This window comes from Providencia sp. SP181 (assembly GCF_050446505.1).
Taxonomy (GTDB): Bacteria; Pseudomonadota; Gammaproteobacteria; order Enterobacterales; family Enterobacteriaceae; genus Providencia; species Providencia vermicola.
In genome coordinates this window covers 545,871-565,917 of record NZ_JBBPXM010000001.1, presented here as the reverse complement: position 1 = coordinate 565,917, position 20,047 = coordinate 545,871, and the positions used below count along the sequence as shown (strand labels likewise).

Below are 20,047 nucleotides of genomic sequence, written 5' to 3'. Positions count from 1 at the left end.
TTTATTCAGATGAATAGTAGAATATTATTTACTTGTTTGGTTACGCATAAATTGCCAAAAACGTTCTGATGAAATATTGAGTCTCGCTTCTGTTCGATAAATATATACTCCCATCGTGATGGAAAGCGTGTTATCTAGGATAGCAAGTTCATTTTTTTGAAGTTCATTTTTAATTGAATAGTCCGGCAACCAGCCCACGCCACTTCCGTTAAGCACCATACGCTTCAGGACGTCGCTCATAGATGAGACAAATGATAGTTCAAAAGGCAAGTCAGTAGATTTATCCATTAATTGGTTGACTTGTCTCCCCATGTAGCTTTCATCGGTATATTTCATTAAAGGCAGGGTTGTACCATCTAATTTAAAAAGAGGTTTCTTGTTTCTGTCGCACAATGAAACAAGATGTAAACGGCTTTCAAGAATTTTCGCATGCAGAAATGGAGATGACATTAATTCTTCGTTATAGAAGGATAGAATAAAATCACTTTGCCCTTCTTTTAGCTTATGGACGGCTTCATCAACATTAATTGATTCAACAAAAAAAATCTTATCAATATTCTGTGAGAACTGGGAAATAAAATCAGGAAGAAGAAAAACAGAAAGTGAATGTGCCGCTGAGATATTAATTTTCTGCTTGTCGTTATCGACACCTTTAATTCTATTTATTTGAAAATAGATATCATCAAGTAAGTTTCTAGCATAAACAATGAAGCTTTTTCCTTGTGGGGTGAGCTGCAATGGATTGGTGTTTCTATCAAATATTTCAAAACCAACAGAGGATTCGATAGATTGAATTCTTCGACTAAAGGATGATTGCGATATATTTCTTTTCTCTGCCGCTAAAGTAAAACTTCGACATTCTTCTAGAACAACAATATCGTGCAACCATTTAATTTCTAGATTACTGATCATTGTATCCTCTTTTGATTATAGTTATTTATTTCCTATGCAAATTTAGCATAACTTATAGAAACTCTGCAATTACGAAAGGTGATCATTATGCGATTATATTATTATATTTTATGGGGGCGGATTATGAAAAAAATATTAGGCATGCTCGGGGGAATGGGGCCAGGTGCAACGGCAGATGCATTTTATAAATTAATCAATAATACTAAAGCATCTAAAGATCAGGAGCACATACCTGTTATTATTGTCTCAATTCCTGATATTCCAGATAGAACAGAAAATATTATTTATGATGGACCATCACCACTACCTGCTATGATAAACTCATTAAAACTACTTGAGAATGCAGGGGTTTCTTGTATTGTTATGCCTTGCAATACCGCGCATTATTGGTATGAGGATTTAATGAAGGAAGTTAAAGTTCCTTTTATTAGCATTATAGATGCAGCATGTAAAAATATTATTTCTAATAAAATTAGAAAAGTAGCTTTATTAGCAACGACAGCAACAATACGTACGAAATTATACCAGGAAAAGCTCAGTTTGAATAATGTGGAGTGCATTGTTCCTGATGAGATTAATCAGTATAAAATAATGCAAAGTATTATTGCCTATAAAGCAGGTGATATTGATAAAGCAAAGGAGTTAATTTATCCCTATATTAATATGCTAAAGTCTGATGGCGTAAATAAATTTGTTATGGGATGTACAGAGATACCTTTAATCTTAGATGAGGTAGTTAATTGCTCACCCGATGAATTCATTGATGCTACTGAGGCTTTAATCAAAGAGGCTATTGATTGGTATAATTTTGGTGATGAACGATTTGAAAAAGAAATGATAAATGAGAATTATCAATAGTTATTTTAATTGTTTCGTATAGCCAACATCAGGGTGATTTTTAAATTTAACTGTTAAATTAATATAAATTTAATAGGTGGGTGTTATTTAATTTTTTTATTTATGGGCTGATAAATAAACTGAAGATCTATATGTTTCATTGACATCTTTTAGTTGTGAAAAAACATTTTTTTAATTTATTTGAAAGTTTAGGACTTTTTTAACTTGTAGTTAATGGGAGAGTAGCGACAATAGACGTTTTATTATAATTATTAGTTATTGTCAGATAGGGATCTACTCATGCAATTTAAATCGATGGTTAAATTGGTTATTGGCGCAGCGGTGCTGCTTGTTCTTGGATTGGTTGGGATTAACTCATATACTATCGTTCAAGATGGGTCAGTGAAAGTTGGAACATTTTTAGGAAAAGTGGATCCTGTAGCATATGATGCTGGACTGCACTTCCCTATTAACCCATTTACAACTTTCGATACATACTCAACGAAAGATATTCGTGTTTCGTTAAAGGAACTTCGAGTTCCTTCACAAGATAAATTAAAATCAATTGTTGATATTACCGTTATGTTGCAATTTGATGGTGCAAAAGCCCCTGTATTGCGTATTAATGGTGGTACCGAGAGTGAAGCATTGGATAAATATGTACGCCAAAAGTTAATCTCGACAATTTTAGAATTTGGTAAAGATGTGGCAAACGCGCAAGATCTTTATACTGCAGATACGCAAAGAAAATTACAAGACTCCATTAGAGACGCAATTCAAAGCTATGCATCGCCATATGGTTACACGATTAAAGAAATTATGATCCAAGATATTACTTTGCCAGAGGTGGTTCAAGAGCAAGTGGTTAATACTAAAATGCGCCAAGAGCAAATTAACCAAGCGAAAGCAGAAGCAGAAAAAGAACGTGAGTTAGCACAGAAGAAGGTTGTCATTGCAGAAGCTGAACGTGAGTCTGCGGAGCAACAAGCTATAGCTAGAGAACGTAATGCGCAAGCAAATGCATTTGCAATGCGCCAAGAGGCGGATGCAAAATTATATGCAGCACAAAAAGAATCAGAGTCTAATGCAATATTACAGCGCACAATCACCCGCGAAATGATCAATTGGAAACAGTTAGAGATTGAACAGATTAAAGCGCATAAATATAAAGGTGAAGTGCCTAATATTGTTGTTGGTGCTGATTATGATGGCAAGATGATTATGGATATGCGCAGTAATCAATAAGCTAGTTTTATAAGGCTAAATAAAAACAGAAACCCATTTTTATGAAGTGACCCCAAATAGTTGGATAACCAATTACTGGGGTTTTTTTCTATTTAAAATAAGCATTATTGGCGCGAAGAGCCAGTATGAAACAGTGTTTAATAGTCGCTATTATGATATTAAATGCAAAAATTCTGAGATGAAATAACCAATGATGAGGTTAACGTGATAGCGGTCAGCTCATGTTTATTAGGATTTTGTGTAAGGTATGATGGTAAGCATCAGCTTTATACACCTTTAAAACAACTTTATGATGCAGGAAAAGTGATTAGCATCTGCCCTGAAGTGTTTGGTGGGTTACCCACACCACGAGCACCCGCTGAAATTATGGGTGGTAATGGCAATGATGTCCTATTAGGTCAAGCAAAAGTCATTGATAGTGAAAGCGTTGATCTTACTGAAGCCTTTATTGAAGGTGCTAAGATTGCATTAAAAAAAATACAAGACTTAAATATTCGTTTTGTTGTTCTTAAGGCAAATAGTCCATCGTGTGGTAGCCAACAGATTTATAGTGGTGAGTTTAATGGTTCACTAAAAGACGGTATGGGTGTGTGCGCGGCCTTATTTAGACAAAATGGTATCCAAATTTTGGATGAAAACTCCCCAAATTTAATTGAAGTGGTCAATGCTTTATTTGATCAGGAAAGCGTAAAAACGGAGGTAGATAATTTATGATACAAATCCGTGCTGTCGATAAATTCAATTTTTGGGATGTTGGGGGAACTCACTTCTAATGCGGATGGAGTTGCTACTGTTTTAGAGGAATATATCTGTTGCAATGCCTTTTCAATCGCAGAGTCTCACTTTTATCCTGAATATCAGCCGCGTGCGCTTTACCAAGGGGAAGTATTGATAGGCTTTTTTATGTACAAAATATTAGCTGATAAACCGAATGAAGCCTTTATCTGTCGTTTTATGTTAGACCACAAATTTATTGGCCAAGGATTAGGCAATCAATCTTTTTTGCGATCGTTGAATATCTCAAACGGCTCGGAATAAAAAGGATTTTTTTGGGTTTAGCGGTTGAAAACAATATAGCTAAGAAAGTATATATGAATCATGGCTTTAAGTTTACGGGTGAAATAGTGAATGAAGAGCATATTTATACGGTTGAACTTTAAAATACTTTTATTTTTACACCTAGGTTAAATTCATGTTTTATAATGCTAGCGTGAGGATTATTTTCGCTTAACACAGAATTATTAAGGTCATTATTGGATGCCTTATCAGTATTTTCGTTTGAATATAATGTGGATCTGTTTGTCTGCTAGATAGTTATCTTATAGATATGGTATATCATCGGAAAATAAATCTGATGAGTTAACATAATGTTTAATATCTCTGAGTTGATTAATGATTCGCCAATAGATTCGATTCTTTTATTTGTAATCACGTTTGTTTTGTTAATTTTATCTGCTTACATTGGCAAATATATTTTTAAGCGTAAATCAGTTCATGAAGAAATTGCTGATGATGAAGCTAAAATTATTCTAGGGGCAATTTTATCACTGTTAGGTTTGCTAATTGGCTTTGTGCTCTCTATTTCTATTAATGGCTATAATAACCGCCAACAGACAGAAGAAAATGAAGCTATCGCGATTGGTACAGCATATCAACGTGCCCAGCTATTGAATGCTGATGATCGAAATAAAGCATCCCACCTTATCCAGCAATATTTAGAAGCGCGTGTTGAGTTTTTTAAATCAGGGATCAGTGATGAAAATAACCAATGGCGCATGGTCTCGCTAGAGAAACAAAACCAGCTTTGGGAAATTGCTGTCAAAGAAGCAAATCAATCACCAAACCCTGTTGTCGCCTCCGTATTAAGCGCATTTAGTGATCTTTATCTTTCTCAGCAAAAAACAATGGCAAGTTGGCGGCATCAAATTCCGAATGCGACTTGGTTTCTCCTCATCTTTTTTGCTGTCTGTTCCAATGTCCTTATTGGCTACAATATTCGCGGTACTAAGGGGAAAAATTGGTTGATCCTAATTTTACCCTCATTAACCACATTGGCATTATTCATGATTGCTGAAATTGATGTGCCAGGAGAGGGGATGATCCACGTTGTTCCTGATGACTTAGTTTTATTGCAGGAATTCTTATTTAAGGATGGTGCATGGTTGGGAAAGTAGAATAGAAATAAAGCTCCCCAAGTAATATATCTTGGGGAGCTTATTAGATTAGCGAACAATAATACCTAATAAAATTCCGATAGCACCAAAGTCAGCATCACTGAATGTTGTATTTGCGATACCAATATCCCCAAGTACAGGTAATAAGAATACAGGTAAGAAGGTGATTAGTAAGCCTTGCGCAAATGCACCTAAAATAGCGCCACGGCGACCGCCTGTTGCGTTACCAAATACCCCAGCTGCAGCTCCTACAAAGAAGTGTGGTACAACACCTGGAATAATCACTGTCATATTCAAGGCATATAATAAGAACATGCCGATGACGCCCGCTGCAAAGCTACTTAAGAAACCGACTAATACGGCGTTTGGGGCATAAGGGAATACCACTGGGCAGTCTAATGCAGGTTTTGCATTTGGCACGAGTTTGTCTGATATTCCTTTAAATGCAGGAACAATTTCAGCAATGACCATACGCACACCTTGCAGGATAATGTATACCCCAGCTGCGAAGGTAATAGACTGCATTAATGAGAACATAAACCAGTTTTTGCCGCCACTGACTTCACGCACAAAATCACCGCCCGCAAATAAGCAAGTAATGATAAAGATGATGAACATAGTGAATGAAATAGCCACAGGTGTATCACGTAGGAATAGCAAGCTTTTTGGTACATTCATATCTTCTGTTGAATGTTCTTTATTACCAAATTTGCTCCCAATAAAACCTGCTAATACATAAGAAATGGTTGAGAAGTGCCCAATAGCAACGTCGTCAGAGCCTGTAACTTTTTTCATATATGGGTGTGCGATGGCAGGGAAGAACACCATACAGAAGCCCACAATTAAAGAGCCAACAGTCACCAGCATAGTTCCTTCCATTCCTGCCGTTGCTAGAATAACGGCGATCATCATCGACATGAATAATGTGTGGTGACCTGTCAGAAAGATGAACTTCCATGGTGTTAAGCGAGCAATCAAGATATTGATTAACATCGCAAAGAACATGATCATTGCCATCTCACGGCCAAAGCTTTTTTGTGCAATAGACACAATGGCTTCATTGTTAGGTACTACACCGTTGATGCCAAAAGCATGTTGGAAGATGGCAGAGAAATCACCCAATGAGCTAACCACTAAACCTGCACCAGCACCTAAGATCACAAAACCCATAATGGTTTTAATGGTACCTTTAATGCATTCTGTTACTGGTTTTTTCTGTGCAATCAAACCGATAAGGGCAATAAGACCGACTAAAATAGCAGGTTCAGATAAAACATCCTGCATCAGAAAACGAAAAAATGACATAGAGCCTCCGTTTACATCGCACCAAGTTTTTGTAATGCAACAGTGAGGCGCTCTTTCATGGCAACTTTATCAATCATATTTTCCAGTGCGACGATTTCACCACCCACTTGTTGAGCAACAAGCTGCTCTGCAATATCACTTGTACCAACAAAAATATCACTAACAGTGCCTTTTGCTGAGCCTAAATCCACATGGTCAACTTCAGCACTGACTTGCATGTCTTTTAAAATATTTTTGATGCTCATTTCCATCATTAAACTGGTGCCTAAGCCATTTCCACAAACAACGGTGATTTTCATAATGTTTACCTTAATATGTAATTATTCGTATTTAGCGATGATTTGAAGAATGTCATCGACGTTTTCTGAGTGCATGATGCTATCAATATCTTCTTGATTATCAAAAAGTTCAGCAAGTTTTGCGATAGCCCCGATGTGACTATTGCTATCTGTAGCAGCAAGAACGATAAGCAGTTTGATTGGGTCGTTGCCATCTGAACCGAACTCAACGCCTTGTTTAATCACGGTTAAACCAAGGGATAGCTGGTTTACACCATCTTCAGGACGAGCATGAGGCATGGCAATCCCTGGGCCTAAGACATAATAAGGGCCAATCTTTTCATGTGATTTGATAATCGCATCGATATATTGCGGTTCGATTAACTTATTATTAATTAATGGTTTACAGGCGATTTTGATCGCATCTTGCCAATCTGTGGCACTTTCGACGACCTGAATAACGTTCGAGGTCAGTAAAGTCGTAAGCATCGGGTTGCTCCTGGTTGGTTAAATTTTTATCTTTTTAATGGTTGAGTGAATAGTAGTGATCTATGGTAGCGCTATCTAGCTGATTTGTTCATTTTCGTGATAGCGCTATCATTTTGAATAAATATTGCGAACAAAGGCTAAATGAATAGACTTGTAAGCTGATTAACAAATTCAACCTGTGCTAAGTTAGTGTTGTTGAATAATAAGTTTAGGCTAAATAAAAGTATTACATGCAAAAAACACGAAAAAGAAAAAATACAGGGCGAGTGACATTACAGGATGTCGCTAAATACGCAGGCGTTGGCTCTATGACGGTATCTCGTGCTTTGCGAACGCCTGAGTTAGTATCAGATAATTTGCGTGAAAAAATTAACGCAGCCGTTGAGGAGCTTGGCTATATTCCAAATTCTGCCGCGGGGATTTTAGCTTCAGGGCAAAGCCGAACTGTTGCCGTGTTAATTCCTTCTTTGCGTGACAATGCGAGTTCAGTTTTTCTGCAAGCATTACAGGAAGTGCTTAACAAAAACACTTATCAAGTTGTGATTGGTAGCCACGATTATCAGCAGAAAAAAGAATCAGAAGTTTTATCGACCTTATTACAAAGTAACCCTGCGGCGCTGATCATATTTGGTGCAGTTAATTCACAAAGCGTTTTTAATTACCTTAAAAATTTAGATATTCCAGTTATTAACGTGGCTGGGGAATCCAGTCATCCTGTTACTTTGAATATTAAAAGTAACATTGGCGAAGCGGTTAATTTTTTAACCCATTTTTTGCTACAAAAAGGCTATAAAAAAATAGGCTATATCGGGGCTCAGATGGATAGCAAAATGCAAAGCCAACAGCTGAGCGGTTGGAATAAGGCGATGCTAGCTTATAACCAAAGTGCTGAACAAAGTATTACTACGCCGTATGTCGCAACAATGGACTTTGGCCGTCAGGCGATTAGTGAAATGTTAACACGGCAACCAGAACTTGAAGCTGTTATTTGTAGTCATGAAATGATAGCACTTGGTGTGCTTTTTGAGTGTCAAAGGCGGTTAATACAAGTACCAAAAATGCTAGCGCTTGCCTGCGTAGAAGGCTCATCAAATTGCGACCATATCCAGCCATCACTTACATCTGTCCGTATTGATTACAGTAAAATGGCGCGAGAAACGGCTAAAAAATTACAGAAGTGGTTAGCCGATCCTGATACTGACTTTTCTGAAACTCAAGATGAAATCATTTTTCCCTATAAGTTTGAAGCCAGACAAAGTGCATAAAATATAACTCTCCAGTTTAAATTAACGTTGCAGTATGAAATTTAATCTCTAGCCGACAAGATATAGTGGTATAAATCACTTTTTGATGAAAAATAGGATTGTTTTTTTGTATCTCGAAATAAGATTGTCGGCTGGGTCACTGTATCCTATTTATTCCCTGCTAATGTATAAAGAGGGCGGTTAACTGCCTGCATATTAGAAGTCTATTACTCGATGAATTGATTGAGTCATTACTGGGGAGTCACCATGAAATTTCTTAAAACTGTTATTTCAACTGCAATTTTAGTTTCTTGTAGTGTTAGTGCTGCAACAACAGGTTCTGAAGTCTTAAAAGTACAAGATGGCGGTACACCGAATAAAGTCTACACAGCAAATAAACCAACCATTAAAGTCGCAACTTACAATATTGGCAAAAATGAATTAGCTCAAGATGTGGCGAATTTAGATAATTTGAGTAAGGCAATTGGTAAGATAGACGCAGATGTTATTGTTTTAACGGAGATTGATAATAAAACTGCGCGCAGTAAAAAAGTTCATCAGCTAGAAGAAATCGCGAAAGCGAATAAGATGGATTTTGCTTTTGGTAAAGCATTGGATTTCGATGGTGGTGAATATGGGGTCGGAATTTTATCAAAATATAAAATAGATAAGTCCCAAGTTGTTAATTTGCCATCAGGTGATGCAGAGCAGCGTGTGGTATTAATCTCTCAAATAACTAAGCCTGGTTTTGATGCACCGATTATTGTGATGGGCACACACCTTGACTGGCAAAAAGATCCGACCATTCGTATCGGTCAGGTTCGTCATATTTTAGATGCGAGTATCGGTGATACAGATACAGGTTTTGATAATATCGCGGCTTCAATAAAAATATTAGCAGGGGACTTTAATTCCACGGCAAATGAGCAGCCTATTCAGGAAATTCGTTATATGTGGAACCCTGTCGAGAAGCAAGGGGTTGATTATCGTAGTTGGCCAGCAGTAAACCCAGCGATTGATATTGACCATATTTTCACATTTAAAGGTCAAGTATGGGATGTGAAGAATATGCAGATCCCAACTGACAGTGAAGAGTTCCAATGGTCGAGTGTTAGCGACCATCTTCCAATTATTGCTGAGTTGGAATTACAGGAGCAATAAATAAACTTGATGTTTATAAGCTAGGCCCCTTATGGGGTCTTTTTTATTTTTTTTCTATAGAGTTTTTCAATAACCTTTGTCTTTCAATATAACGCTTTTCAACAATGAGCAGATATTCCTCAATAGTTTGATAGATTTTTTCACGGGGTATAGAGACTAAGCTGTTATCACTTATAGCATCAGTCGTTTTATAGACAAAATCAGACATGAAGTCTGCAATGCTTTTAAATTGATTAGCCACATGTGTGTAGTAATACTGGTAGACATAGGATTCTTGTGAATGGCTGAGCTCCGTATTATTCGTGAGATTGTTTGTTGCAAGCAATAGTAGTTGAATGTTAGTCATGGAATCCCCTTTTATAGGCGGAAAATATTACCTGATTTTATAATTTTGTTTTGTCAATATTCGTCGGATAATTTTATGTTTTCGTTAAATACTTAGAGTTTGTAAGAATATTCTGTATTTTTGGCGATTTATGATATGACAGGACAAGGATTAATAACTTTATATTAAAAATGCAATAGTGTTTTAAATTAAAATTAAGTTAAATATTCTTATGATTGTTATGTTAATATATTGTTATTTATTTTTGTTTTTCAAGCTGTTAATAAAGCCCAGTCTGCAATGTTTTTATTTTTATTTATAATAATCAGTGTGTTATGCATTATTGGTTTGAGGGTTTTGCAGTTTTGTTAATAAGAAATATAAAATAATAGGAATAAAAAATATCCTAAAAGATATTTTGACTGATAAAGAAATTAATTATTCAATTAATTTTATCCATTTGAATTTATTGTGTTTTTCTATTTTTTTCTTCTTGTTTTAATTTTGGTTGATTAAAAGAGAGTATATGTTAGATATTTTGTTTACGCATTATCTGGGTATTATTACGCATAATTGGAGTTTATTCACAATTGGCAACATTATTATGTACATTGTATTATTTAATAATATATTCAATATAAGTAATATTAAACAGTATTAAACTGTTAAGGTGAATTATTGTTTCTGGTTCTGTAAGTATGAAACCTTTGCTGTATAAAAAATACAAATTGCAACAGTTAATCTTTAAGGTACTATTTATATTCAAGGTTTAATACTGGTATACTTACTCATGTAATGGGTAAAATGAAGTATAAATACGGGTTTGGTCGCATTGATTAGAGTAAATCGATTTTTTTGCTAACCATAATTTTTATCTATAATAGATATTAGAGATAGTAGCGTTCTAATAAGATATTCTTATGTGGATTATCAATCCTATTATTAAAATAATTATTACTTTCTTACAATTAACTAAATATATCTACTTACATACCTTTTATGTAAAGGTGTGGTGAACAATTTTGGTCAATTGGATGTGTTACTGTGTTTATGAGAGCTTAACTATATGAACATAATCAAATTGCTCACAATTCTATTGTTAACGGGGTGCTCTTTTATTTTGGGGGTCACTCTGAACTATTCCCCAACTCCTGATTTGGTCAAAATGGCAAAGGCTAATGTAGAGGATTATTTGTCATATCCTGAATCGGCTTCTTTTCGAAATGTGAAATATAATTTCATTCGACAAACAGCCAACAAAGGAGACTTAGGCTATGTCTGTGGAGAGGTATTTCGTGTGAAGAATGCGCGGTTAGAGGGCTATAAAAAGTTTGTTGTGAAAGCCTATAATGATAAGAATGGAAGAGTCACGATGTCCATACCACTTGTGGAAGGGGATTATGACTTATTACCAATGGAAATGATGAATTCGTTATGGGACAAGTATTGCTTCTAATTATGTGTACGAAAAGCACTCAATAAAGAAAGCCAATTGGCTTTCTTTAAAGGGTGATATGTGAGTTTATCCTCTTAGTTCTCTCGCACATTGCTGAAGCTGTAAGAAGGAAGCGAAACGTAAATCATGACGTGTTTGATAGCTTTCCTCTGCATAATAAGTTAAATCAATTTCACTAAATTGATCCATAGCTTGGGCGACGTTATCACAAATTTTACCCGCGACGGCACCTAAAATGGCTGAACCAAGTAAAACAGGTTCACTCGCTTGTGTAGAAATCACGGGAACGCCACATGTATCTGCTAATAACTGGCGAATTAATGGATGCTGTCCTGCGCCACCACTCACCACAATATTTTCAATTGCAGCGCCTGATTTTGCTTGTGCTTCAATGATTTGCCTTAAGCCATAACCAATACCACACACACCAGCAACATAAAATGACAGCAGATTTTCTAAGCTATTGTCCATGGTAAGGCCTGCAATTACCGCCCTTGCATGTGGGTCAGCGAATGGTGCGCGGTTACCTAAAAACTCAGGGACAACGTGAATTTTTTCAGCGAGTTCAACAGACTGAGATGCAGAGACCGTTTTTTCTAACACAAGGTCAGCTAAATAGACGGGAAGTGGTTTTCCTTGCTCTTTTGCGGTAATTTTTGCACTTATGCAAGCAGGGTGAAGGGAAAGAAGTTGATCAATCGCAGCGCCAGCGGCACTTTGCCCACCCTCGTTTAACCACATACCTGGTACCATCGCACTGTAATAAGGCCCCCAAACACCAGGTATGAAAACAGGCTCTTTAGTCGTTGTCATTGTGCAAGATGAGGTTCCGAAAACATACGCCATGTTGGCTGTTGCATCACCATTGACACCCACTGTACCAATCCCCCCTGCATGGGCATCAATCATGCCTGATGCAACAGGGGTACCGACTAATAAGCCCATCTGTTTTGCTGCATCGTTCGTTAAGCCAGAACCGCAAGGAGTGCCTGGTTCAACAATCAATTGGCCAATACGAGCAAATTTTTCATCAGCAAGTTCAGATAAACCAATTTGATGGAAGTAATCAGTATCCCAACGTTTTTCATGAGCGAGATAAGTCCATTTACAGGTGACTGTACAGGTTGAGCGAGCTAACGAGTCAGTTGATTTCCATGTTAAGAAATCAGCCAAATCAAAAAACTGCCATGCTTTTTCATAGGATTGAGGCAGGTTTTCTTTTAACCATAAAATCTTTGGCGTTTCCATTTCTGGGGAGATCTTACCCCCCACATAATTTAAGACAGGATGTTTTAGCTGATTAATACGTTCAGCTTGTTCTGTGGCGCGGTGATCCATCCAGACAATAATATTACGGTCTGGATCAGCACTTGGGCTAACGGAAATAGGCTGTTTATCGTGGCCAATCACGACGAGTGAACAGGTTGCATCGAAGCCAATTCCTGCGACCTGTTGTGGTGAAATATTTGAAGTTGCTACAGCTTGCTTAACACAATAACAAACTGCCTCCCAAATTTGGTTACTAGACTGCTCTGCGAAATGAGCACTGTCGCGGTAGAGTGTAATATCGTGTTTAGCAGATGCTAACATTTTGCCTGTCATGTCGAATACACCCGCGCGTGCACTGCCTGTACCAACATCAATGCCTATAACCACTTTATCATTTTGAGGGGTTGAACGTTGCATTTTACCTCCAAAAATTAATCATTATGAACTAAGAAAAACGCTACAGATCAACACTGTTTGGTACAATGACAAGGTCACGGACAGTGACATGTTTTGGACGAGTTAACATAAAGAGTACCGCTTCAGCCACTTCAATAGGTTGCATTAAGCTACCATTTGCCAGTGCTTCTTCCATTTTTTCTTTTGGCCAATCATCTAATAACGCAGTGACTACAGGACCTGGTAAAACGGCACCCACACGAACCCCGTGTTCTGAAACTTGGCGGCGAGTTGAGTGAACAAAAGCTTGAACCGCAAATTTAGACGCGGTGTAAATGGGTTCCCAAATAACGGGCACAACGCCTGCGATTGAGCTGGTAAATAATACATCGCCAGATTTTTGGGCAATAAAATGAGGTAAAACGGCACGAACACTACGGAAGGCAGCATTAATATTGAGATTTAAAACTTTATCCCAAACATCTGGATCGCCTTCTGCCACAGGGCCACCAATATAAGCACCTGCATTTGCATGAAAAATATCTAAACGGCCTGCTTTAGCGAGGATTGCATCTAGCATGCCATCGACTTGTTTTGTGTTCATTAAATCAATGACTAGAGGGATCGCATTTTCGCCTAGTTCAGCAACAAGTTGATTTAATCTATCTTCAGCACGGTCAATTAGAACCACTTTGACACCTGCATTGATCAGCGTGCGAGCACATTCAAGACCAATGCCAGATGCTGCGCCCGTAATTGCTGCGACTTTGTTTTCAATGGAAATAGCCATAATGATTTACTCCAATCGGATTTTAGCGGAAAAGTAAGTGAAAAATAATGAAATCAATGAGATGACAATGAGTCACGGGAATGGTTAAGGTGGCTGCATAGGATGGATTGATATTAAGTCTTTTTCATTATACCAACTCATGCTTCATCAATTTCAATATTGCTCAATCGATGGAGCAGTATTGCGACTTTTTTACTTTGGTGTCAAGCTAGGAAAAAATGGAGATATGAATCTGTGACAAAGATCAGACAAAATAAGAAAACAACGATCTATGACCTTGCGGAATTGGCGGGTGTTTCAGCGAGTGCTGTGAGTGCTGTGCTCAATGGAAATTGGCAAAAAAGGCGTATTAGTGCGCAATTGGCTGAAAAAGTGATGCGCATTGCGCAGGAGCAAAATTACTCAGTTAATAAACAAGCTAGCTTACTACGCAGCAATAAATCAAAAATCATTGGTATGCTGGTGCCAAAATATGATAACCGGTACTTTGGCTCTATAGTGGAACATTTTGAAGAAATGGCACGAGAAAGGGGGCTGTTTCCGATTATTACCTGTACGCGCCGTGATCCTAAATTGGAGATAGAAGCTGCACGTACCATGTTATCTTATCAGGTGGACTGGCTGATTTCGACAGGGGCAACGAACCCAGATAAAATCACACAAATTTGCCAATCTTCTGGCGTACCGACACTAAATTTAGATCTACCAGGCACATTAGCAGCATCAGTGATTTCAGATAATTACCTTGGTGCAAAAAAACTCACTCAGCGTATTTTAAGTAAAAAAAGCCGTAGTCAAGTATTAAACCAGCCGCTAATTTTTATTGGTGGGCGTGAACATGACCATAATACACGTGAACGTATACGCGGATTCATTGATGCTCATAATGAAATGGGTATTACGGTTCCAAATGAAAATATTTTAGCGTGCGGCTATGCGCCTGAAAAAGCAGAAAAAGCATTGTCCACTTTTATTAAGAAACGCAGTGAAAATCTGCAAAAAATAGCCCAAGGTGGCCTATTTATTAACTCCACTATTTCATTAGAAGGGGTAATGCGTTGGTTAGGAACACAAGGGTATACAGGTGAAAATCAACCTAATTTGGGATGCTTTGACTGGGATCCATTTGTCGCGTTGCTAGGTAATGATATTGAGATGGTAAAACAGGACGTACCCACAATGCTCAATCATATTTTCAAATTGATTGATGATGGAAATAGTCAGGCGCAATTGATTGAAGTATTACCTGTAGGTATAAGATAAATGCAAAATATAAATTAAGTGTTACCTGTGGTAAAACAGGCAACACAAGGCTCTGAGGGTTATTTATTTAAAGTTTCAACCAATAACTGATGACGTTGATTATAAAATTTAATATAGGTCATATAGCCTGCTAATATTGTCGAAAGACTCGCGGTGGCTAATAACATAAAGGTTACCATAATTTGGTATTTTACGGCTTGTAGTGGGTCGACCCCTGCAAAAATCAATCCAGACATCATTCCTGGTAGGCTAACAATACCAACAGTCTTTGCCGAATCAACCGTGGGGATTAACGAGGCGCGAATACTTTCCCGAATGATTGATGCAGAAGCTACTTTAGGGGTTGCTCCAAGGCTTAACATTTCTTGAATTTGCTGCTGTTGGCTGGCAAATCGTTGCCCTAAATTATTAAAGCAGAGCCCGACGGCTATCATCGCATTTCCTGCAATCATCCCTGTAATCGGTATGACTTGCATTGGTGTAAACGCAATGGCTTTAGTGAGAATTAAAACCAGTAGAGTGAGGAAAGTACCTGAGGTAATAGCAACGAAGGCTGTGAGATAGATTTTATCTAAATACTTACTACGTTTTTTGGCATTCCACGCAGCATTGACACAAATAAATAGCACCAACGCTACAGTGAGAAGTTCATGATCAACGTTAAAAATATATTTTAAAATATAACCAGCTATCAATAATTGAACAATAGCGCGACAAGTACTCCAAATAATATCTTTTTCCAAAGAAAGCTTTTCTTTGTGACTAATAAAAATCGCCACTAAGACTAACATGATAGAAAAAGTGAGCGACTCATTGGAAATGGTAGGCTGATGCACGATGATATCCTATTATTTAGCCAGATAAACGGGAAGGGTGATGACTTCATTTGCATGGGCAATTTCATCTTGGTCGTGAGTAACCCATAAAACTCCAATACCTTTTTCTATAGCCAGTTTGTGAATTAACTCATTCACCTTCACTTTATTTTCTTCATCTAGGGCACTCGTAATTTCATCTAACAATAAAATTTGGGGAAGAAACTGTAAATTTCGAATTAATGAAATGCGCTGTTTTTCGCCCCCAGAAAGCTCATTAATTCCTTTTTCAAGGATGGTTTCAGGTAATGAAAAATACTGTAAGTCACTGATAATTTTTGTTTTATCAAAAGGCTGCTTTCTGATTTGGTAAGGGAAAACGACATTATCATACACTGTGGCCCCGAATAATGAGGGGGTTTGGGTGCAATAAGACACTTGCTGGCGGTAGGTCTCCGGAGAGAGTGCATTAATGTCTTGCCCGTTAAAGAGGATATTTCCTTGAGTTGGAGAAATTAGGGATGCTACAATTTTTAATAAAGTGCTTTTTCCGCAACCTGATGGCCCCGTGATTAATTTAAATTCACCTGCACGTAGGTTAATCTGCACATTATCAAGAATAGTTTTTCCATCAATCGAATAGCTAATATCCTTTAGTTGCAGTAGTGAGCAGTTTTTTTCCATTTTTCCATGACCTATGTAATCAATTCACGTGATTAACGCGAATGAGAGCTATTTCTTCATTTTATCTGATATCAGCATGTTAGTTTTGTCTGATATCAATTTAGATATAACTAATAGTATGCGCTAGTTATTGTGAAATTTACACTGCATTATGTAAAGGCAGATTATTTAAGGTCAGTTTGAATACGATTATTATGTGTATATGATGTTATTTTAGGCAATAAAAATTATTGGATGATTTTAAAATAGATAACAAATAATCAAATGAAATTTTATTTTGAACATATGTTCTTATGACTTTTATTATTATTTAAATAATGGGATGTGGCGCTTTATTTTAAATGATGGATATAGCCATAACATTTAAATAATAATATATTATCTTAATTAAATAACGACACGTTTATAGGTCATTAGGGTTTTGAAAGAGACTCAATATCTATATTTCCCAATCTTATATATCACGTCATGATGTTAAGGAATTAAAATGAAAAAATTTAATGGTTTTAATACCCAATTCTCTCTTGATGGCAACGTTGCATTGATTACGGGGGGCGCTGCGGGGATCGGTCTGGCAATCGCACAACTCTATGTGGAAAAAGGTGCTAAAGTTGCCTTGGTGGATAAGTCAGATAAAGTCATTGATGTTGCTAATGGAATGAAAAATACTATTGGTATTCAATGTGATATTACAAATTCAGATTCTGTATCGCAAATGGTTGAGCAGGTGGTAAAGCATTATGGTGCATTGGATATTGCGGTTAATAGCGCGGGGATTGTTGCATTGGCACCCGCAGAAAGCTTAAGTGAGCAGGACTGGGATTTGACCATGAATGTCAATCTCAAAGGTACTTTCCTTGTATGCCAAGCAGCAGGTAATATCATGATTAAACAAGGAAAAGGTAAAATAATCAATATGGCATCACAGGCTGGGGTCATTGCGTTGGATCAGCATGCAGCCTACTGTGCGAGTAAGGCTGCTATTATTGGTTTAACCCAAGTTTTGGCATTAGAATGGAGCCCTAAAGGTATTCAAACTAATGCAATTTCACCGACTATTGTCTTAACTGAGTTGGGAAAAAAAGCGTGGGAAGGGCCTAAAGGTGATGAAATGAAAGAAAAAATTCCAGCGAGACGTTTTGCGGAACCGTCAGAAATTGCTGCCTGCGCGCTCTTTTTAGCCAGCGATGCTTCCGATATGATCACTGGGCATAATTTAGTGATTGATGGTGGGTATAGCATTCAGTGATTAAATTTAATATGCGGAGAATATACGTTATTCGCTTATTAATAAGAGTCATTAAAAAGGGCCAAATAATGATTTTATTATTTGGCCTGTAATATAAATTACAAAGTAGGATAACAGATTTAAATAATGTCGCGATTGATTACCGCTTTAGGCTGTAATAATGATAAAGATTGCTGAATAAGTTTCTCCACGGTAAAGCCAAAATAATCAAATAACTGCTCAGCAGGTGCGGATTCGCCAAAACTATTCATTCCCATAACTAATCCATCAAGGCCGACATATTTTCTCCAGTAATCACTGATACTGGCTTCGATAGCAATGCGGTTGCGAACATGATTAGGTAATACATGTTGTTGATAGTCCATGGGCTGTTTATCAAAGGTATCTGTTGATGGCATGGAAATAACGTTCACTTTGAAGCCTTGCTCGGTGAGATATTGCCAAGCTTCAACCGCTAAGGTGACTTCAGAGCCCGTTGCAATAAGCAGCAGTTCAGGGGTTTGGCAATTACTGCGTAATATATAACCCCCACGTTGAATAAGGGCTAATTGCTGGGGAGTACGGGAATGTTGTTGTAAATTTTGCCGTGACAGGATCAAAGCAGTTGGTGTTTGTTGGTTGGTGATGGCTTGTTGCCAAGCAACCGCTGTTTCCACTTGGCAGCAAGGGCGCCAGACAGACAAATTCGGGGTTGCACGTAAAGAGGCGAGTTGCTCTACTGGCTGATGTGTTGGTCCATCTTCCCCTAGCCCAATAGAATCATGGGTATAAACAAGTACTTGGGGTAACTTCATCAATGCTGCCATTCGCACGGCATTTTGTGCGTATTCGCAGAACATCAAAAATGTGGCGGTATAAGGGCGAAAACCACCGTGTAATGCGATGCCGTTAGCAATGGCGGTCATGCCAAATTCCCGGACACCATAATGAATATAGTTACCCGCAGGTTGTTCATTAATCGGCACTGATCCAGACCAATAGGTTAGATTGCTGGGTGCTAAATCTGCGGATCCCCCGATTAATGCGGGTAAAACAGGGCCAATGACATTGAGGGTATTTTGCGATGCTTTACGAGTGGCGATTGTTTCAGGGTTATCATTCAATTTTTGAATGTAATCTGCCATGACAGACGTGAACGCGTGTGGCGTTTGATTGGATAACCGTTTAATAAGTTGCTCAGCAAGTTCTGGATATTGCTTTGCATACTCTCTAATCGCTTGCTCCCACTGTAATTGTTGCTCCGAACCCCGCTCTATGGCATTCCATGACTGATAAATTTCACCAGGAATTTCAAAGGGTGGATATTCCCATCCAAGCTGTTGACGTGTGAGGGCTATTTCTTCCGAACCAAGTGGTGCGCCGTGTGAATTTGCGGTTCCCGCTTTATTAGGTGAACCATAACCGATGGTCGTACGGCAAATGATTAGCGTCGGCTTATCTGTTTGTTGGCGAGCTTGCTCAATAGCGGCTTTGATAGCAGGCCTTGAATGGCCATCTATTCGGCGAATAACATGCCAGCCATAAGCTTCAAAACGTTCAGCGGTGTTATCCGTAAACCAACCTTTGGTATCTCCATCAATAGAGATTTGGTTATCATCATAAAAAGCGATGAGTTTATTCAGTTTCAAGGTGCCAGCAAGAGAGCACACTTCGTGGGAGATCCCCTCCATTAAACAGCCATCACCTAAAAAAACATAAGTAAAGTGGTCAACAACAGGGAAACCTGAGCGGTTAAATGTCGCACTGAGCGTTTTTTCTGCAATGGCCATTCCAACCGCGTTGGCAATACCTTGCCCGAGTGGCCCTGTCGTCGTTTCAACACCAGGGGTATAGCCGAGTTCAGGGTGGCCGGGGGTTTTTGAGTGCAACTGTCTAAATTGTTTTAAGTCTTCAATAGAAACATCGTAGCCTGTTAAGTGTAAAAGGCTATATAGCAGCATCGAAGCATGCCCATTTGATAGGACAAAACGGTCACGGTTTGGCCAAGTTGGGTCGGCAGGATTATGCTGTAAGTAGTCCCGCCAGAGCACTTCGGCGATATCCGCCATTCCCATCGGCGCACCAGGATGGCCTGAATTGGCCTTTTGCACAGCATCAATGGAAAGAAAGCGGATGGCATTTGCTAACGGATTTTGTATCTGCGTGTACATGAAAA

Annotated in this window: 21 protein-coding genes; 11 read left to right on the top strand and 10 right to left on the bottom strand. The window is 38.0% G+C overall.

Annotation, left to right across the window (positions count from 1 at the left end; genetic code table 11):
* Positions 1-24 precede the first annotated feature (24 nt).
* Positions 25-912, bottom strand: a complete 888-nt coding sequence (locus AABS66_RS02780; RefSeq protein ID WP_272516240.1) for a LysR substrate-binding domain-containing protein — start codon at positions 910-912, stop codon at positions 25-27.
* Positions 913-1,035: 123 nt separating this feature from the next.
* Here AABS66_RS02780 and AABS66_RS02775 point away from each other — a divergent pair, with 123 nt between their 5' ends.
* The 6 genes from AABS66_RS02775 to AABS66_RS02750 all read left to right on the top strand — a co-directional run bounded on the left by AABS66_RS02775 (position 1,036) and on the right by AABS66_RS02750 (position 5,168).
* A complete protein-coding gene (locus AABS66_RS02775) occupies positions 1,036-1,770 on the top strand; it encodes an aspartate/glutamate racemase family protein (RefSeq protein WP_371007097.1) in 735 nt (244 codons plus the stop codon).
* A gap of 279 nt (positions 1,771-2,049) precedes the next feature.
* Complete coding sequence (locus AABS66_RS02770) at positions 2,050-2,994, top strand: SPFH domain-containing protein (RefSeq protein WP_206083951.1); 945 nt, start codon at positions 2,050-2,052, stop codon at positions 2,992-2,994.
* 204 nt (positions 2,995-3,198) lie between these two features.
* On the top strand, positions 3,199-3,708 hold the full coding sequence (locus tag AABS66_RS02765) for a DUF523 domain-containing protein (protein ID WP_272573341.1): 510 nt from the start codon (positions 3,199-3,201) through the stop codon (positions 3,706-3,708).
* Between the two features lie 9 nt (positions 3,709-3,717).
* A complete protein-coding gene (locus AABS66_RS02760; protein WP_371007098.1) occupies positions 3,718-4,032 on the top strand; it encodes a hypothetical protein in 315 nt (104 codons plus the stop codon).
* Positions 3,939-4,154, top strand: coding sequence for a GNAT family N-acetyltransferase (locus AABS66_RS02755; protein WP_430224569.1), 216 nt, complete (start codon positions 3,939-3,941; stop codon positions 4,152-4,154). The genes AABS66_RS02760 and AABS66_RS02755 overlap by 94 nt, the downstream gene beginning before the upstream one ends.
* A gap of 207 nt (positions 4,155-4,361) precedes the next feature.
* The gene (locus AABS66_RS02750) at positions 4,362-5,168 is read left to right on the top strand and encodes a hypothetical protein (RefSeq protein WP_206083954.1); all 807 of its coding nucleotides are present in this window, start codon (positions 4,362-4,364) and stop codon (positions 5,166-5,168) included.
* A 48-nt stretch (positions 5,169-5,216) separates the two neighbouring features.
* Here the strand turns inward: AABS66_RS02750 and AABS66_RS02745 are convergent, their stop codons facing one another.
* The 3 genes from AABS66_RS02745 to AABS66_RS02735 are packed head-to-tail and all read right to left on the bottom strand — an operon-like array spanning position 5,217 to position 7,240.
* Positions 5,217-6,473: a PTS ascorbate transporter subunit IIC gene (locus AABS66_RS02745; RefSeq protein WP_272516241.1), complete on the bottom strand. Its 1,257-nt coding sequence runs from the start codon at positions 6,471-6,473 to the stop codon at positions 5,217-5,219.
* A gap of 11 nt (positions 6,474-6,484) precedes the next feature.
* Positions 6,485-6,772, bottom strand: coding sequence for a PTS sugar transporter subunit IIB (locus AABS66_RS02740; RefSeq protein WP_219248895.1), 288 nt, complete (start codon positions 6,770-6,772; stop codon positions 6,485-6,487).
* 21 nt (positions 6,773-6,793) lie between these two features.
* The gene (locus AABS66_RS02735; protein WP_206083957.1) at positions 6,794-7,240 is read right to left on the bottom strand and encodes a PTS sugar transporter subunit IIA; all 447 of its coding nucleotides are present in this window, start codon (positions 7,238-7,240) and stop codon (positions 6,794-6,796) included.
* A gap of 230 nt (positions 7,241-7,470) precedes the next feature.
* On the opposite strand from AABS66_RS02735, the gene AABS66_RS02730 reads away from it, so the two are divergent.
* Complete coding sequence (locus tag AABS66_RS02730; RefSeq protein WP_206083958.1) at positions 7,471-8,505, top strand: LacI family DNA-binding transcriptional regulator; 1,035 nt, start codon at positions 7,471-7,473, stop codon at positions 8,503-8,505.
* 246 nt (positions 8,506-8,751) lie between these two features.
* A complete protein-coding gene (locus AABS66_RS02725) occupies positions 8,752-9,645 on the top strand; it encodes an endonuclease/exonuclease/phosphatase family protein (protein ID WP_272516242.1) in 894 nt (297 codons plus the stop codon).
* 43 nt (positions 9,646-9,688) lie between these two features.
* Here the strand turns inward: AABS66_RS02725 and AABS66_RS02720 are convergent, their stop codons facing one another.
* A complete protein-coding gene (locus AABS66_RS02720) occupies positions 9,689-9,991 on the bottom strand; it encodes a hypothetical protein (RefSeq protein ID WP_206083959.1) in 303 nt (100 codons plus the stop codon).
* Positions 9,992-11,267: 1,276 nt separating this feature from the next.
* Here AABS66_RS02720 and AABS66_RS02715 point away from each other — a divergent pair.
* The gene (locus tag AABS66_RS02715) at positions 11,268-11,426 is read left to right on the top strand and encodes a hypothetical protein (protein ID WP_272538634.1); all 159 of its coding nucleotides are present in this window, start codon (positions 11,268-11,270) and stop codon (positions 11,424-11,426) included.
* A 66-nt stretch (positions 11,427-11,492) separates the two neighbouring features.
* Here AABS66_RS02715 and AABS66_RS02710 read toward each other — a convergent pair whose 3' ends face one another.
* On the bottom strand, positions 11,493-13,112 hold the full coding sequence (locus AABS66_RS02710) for an FGGY-family carbohydrate kinase (RefSeq protein WP_272573339.1): 1,620 nt from the start codon (positions 13,110-13,112) through the stop codon (positions 11,493-11,495).
* Between the two features lie 40 nt (positions 13,113-13,152).
* A complete protein-coding gene (locus AABS66_RS02705) occupies positions 13,153-13,881 on the bottom strand; it encodes an SDR family oxidoreductase (RefSeq protein WP_206083962.1) in 729 nt (242 codons plus the stop codon).
* Between the two features lie 234 nt (positions 13,882-14,115).
* On the opposite strand from AABS66_RS02705, the gene AABS66_RS02700 reads away from it, so the two are divergent.
* Entirely contained in the window at positions 14,116-15,144 is a 1,029-nt protein-coding gene (locus tag AABS66_RS02700) for a LacI family DNA-binding transcriptional regulator (protein WP_206083963.1), read from the top strand.
* A 59-nt stretch (positions 15,145-15,203) separates the two neighbouring features.
* Here AABS66_RS02700 and fetB read toward each other — a convergent pair whose 3' ends face one another.
* Positions 15,204-15,980 (bottom strand): iron efflux ABC transporter permease subunit FetB, encoded by a 777-nt coding sequence (gene fetB, locus AABS66_RS02695; protein WP_206083964.1) that lies wholly within the window; start codon positions 15,978-15,980, stop codon positions 15,204-15,206.
* A 12-nt stretch (positions 15,981-15,992) separates the two neighbouring features.
* Positions 15,993-16,643, bottom strand: coding sequence for an iron efflux ABC transporter ATP-binding subunit FetA (fetA, locus tag AABS66_RS02690; RefSeq protein WP_206083965.1), 651 nt, complete (start codon positions 16,641-16,643; stop codon positions 15,993-15,995).
* 487 nt (positions 16,644-17,130) lie between these two features.
* Between fetA and AABS66_RS02685 the strand changes: the two genes are divergently transcribed.
* Positions 17,131-17,892, top strand: coding sequence for an SDR family oxidoreductase (locus AABS66_RS02685; protein ID WP_272538631.1), 762 nt, complete (start codon positions 17,131-17,133; stop codon positions 17,890-17,892).
* Between the two features lie 119 nt (positions 17,893-18,011).
* Here the strand turns inward: AABS66_RS02685 and tkt are convergent, their stop codons facing one another.
* Entirely contained in the window at positions 18,012-20,042 is a 2,031-nt protein-coding gene (tkt, locus tag AABS66_RS02680) for a transketolase (protein ID WP_272538630.1), read from the bottom strand.
* Positions 20,043-20,047: the final 5 nt, after the last annotated feature.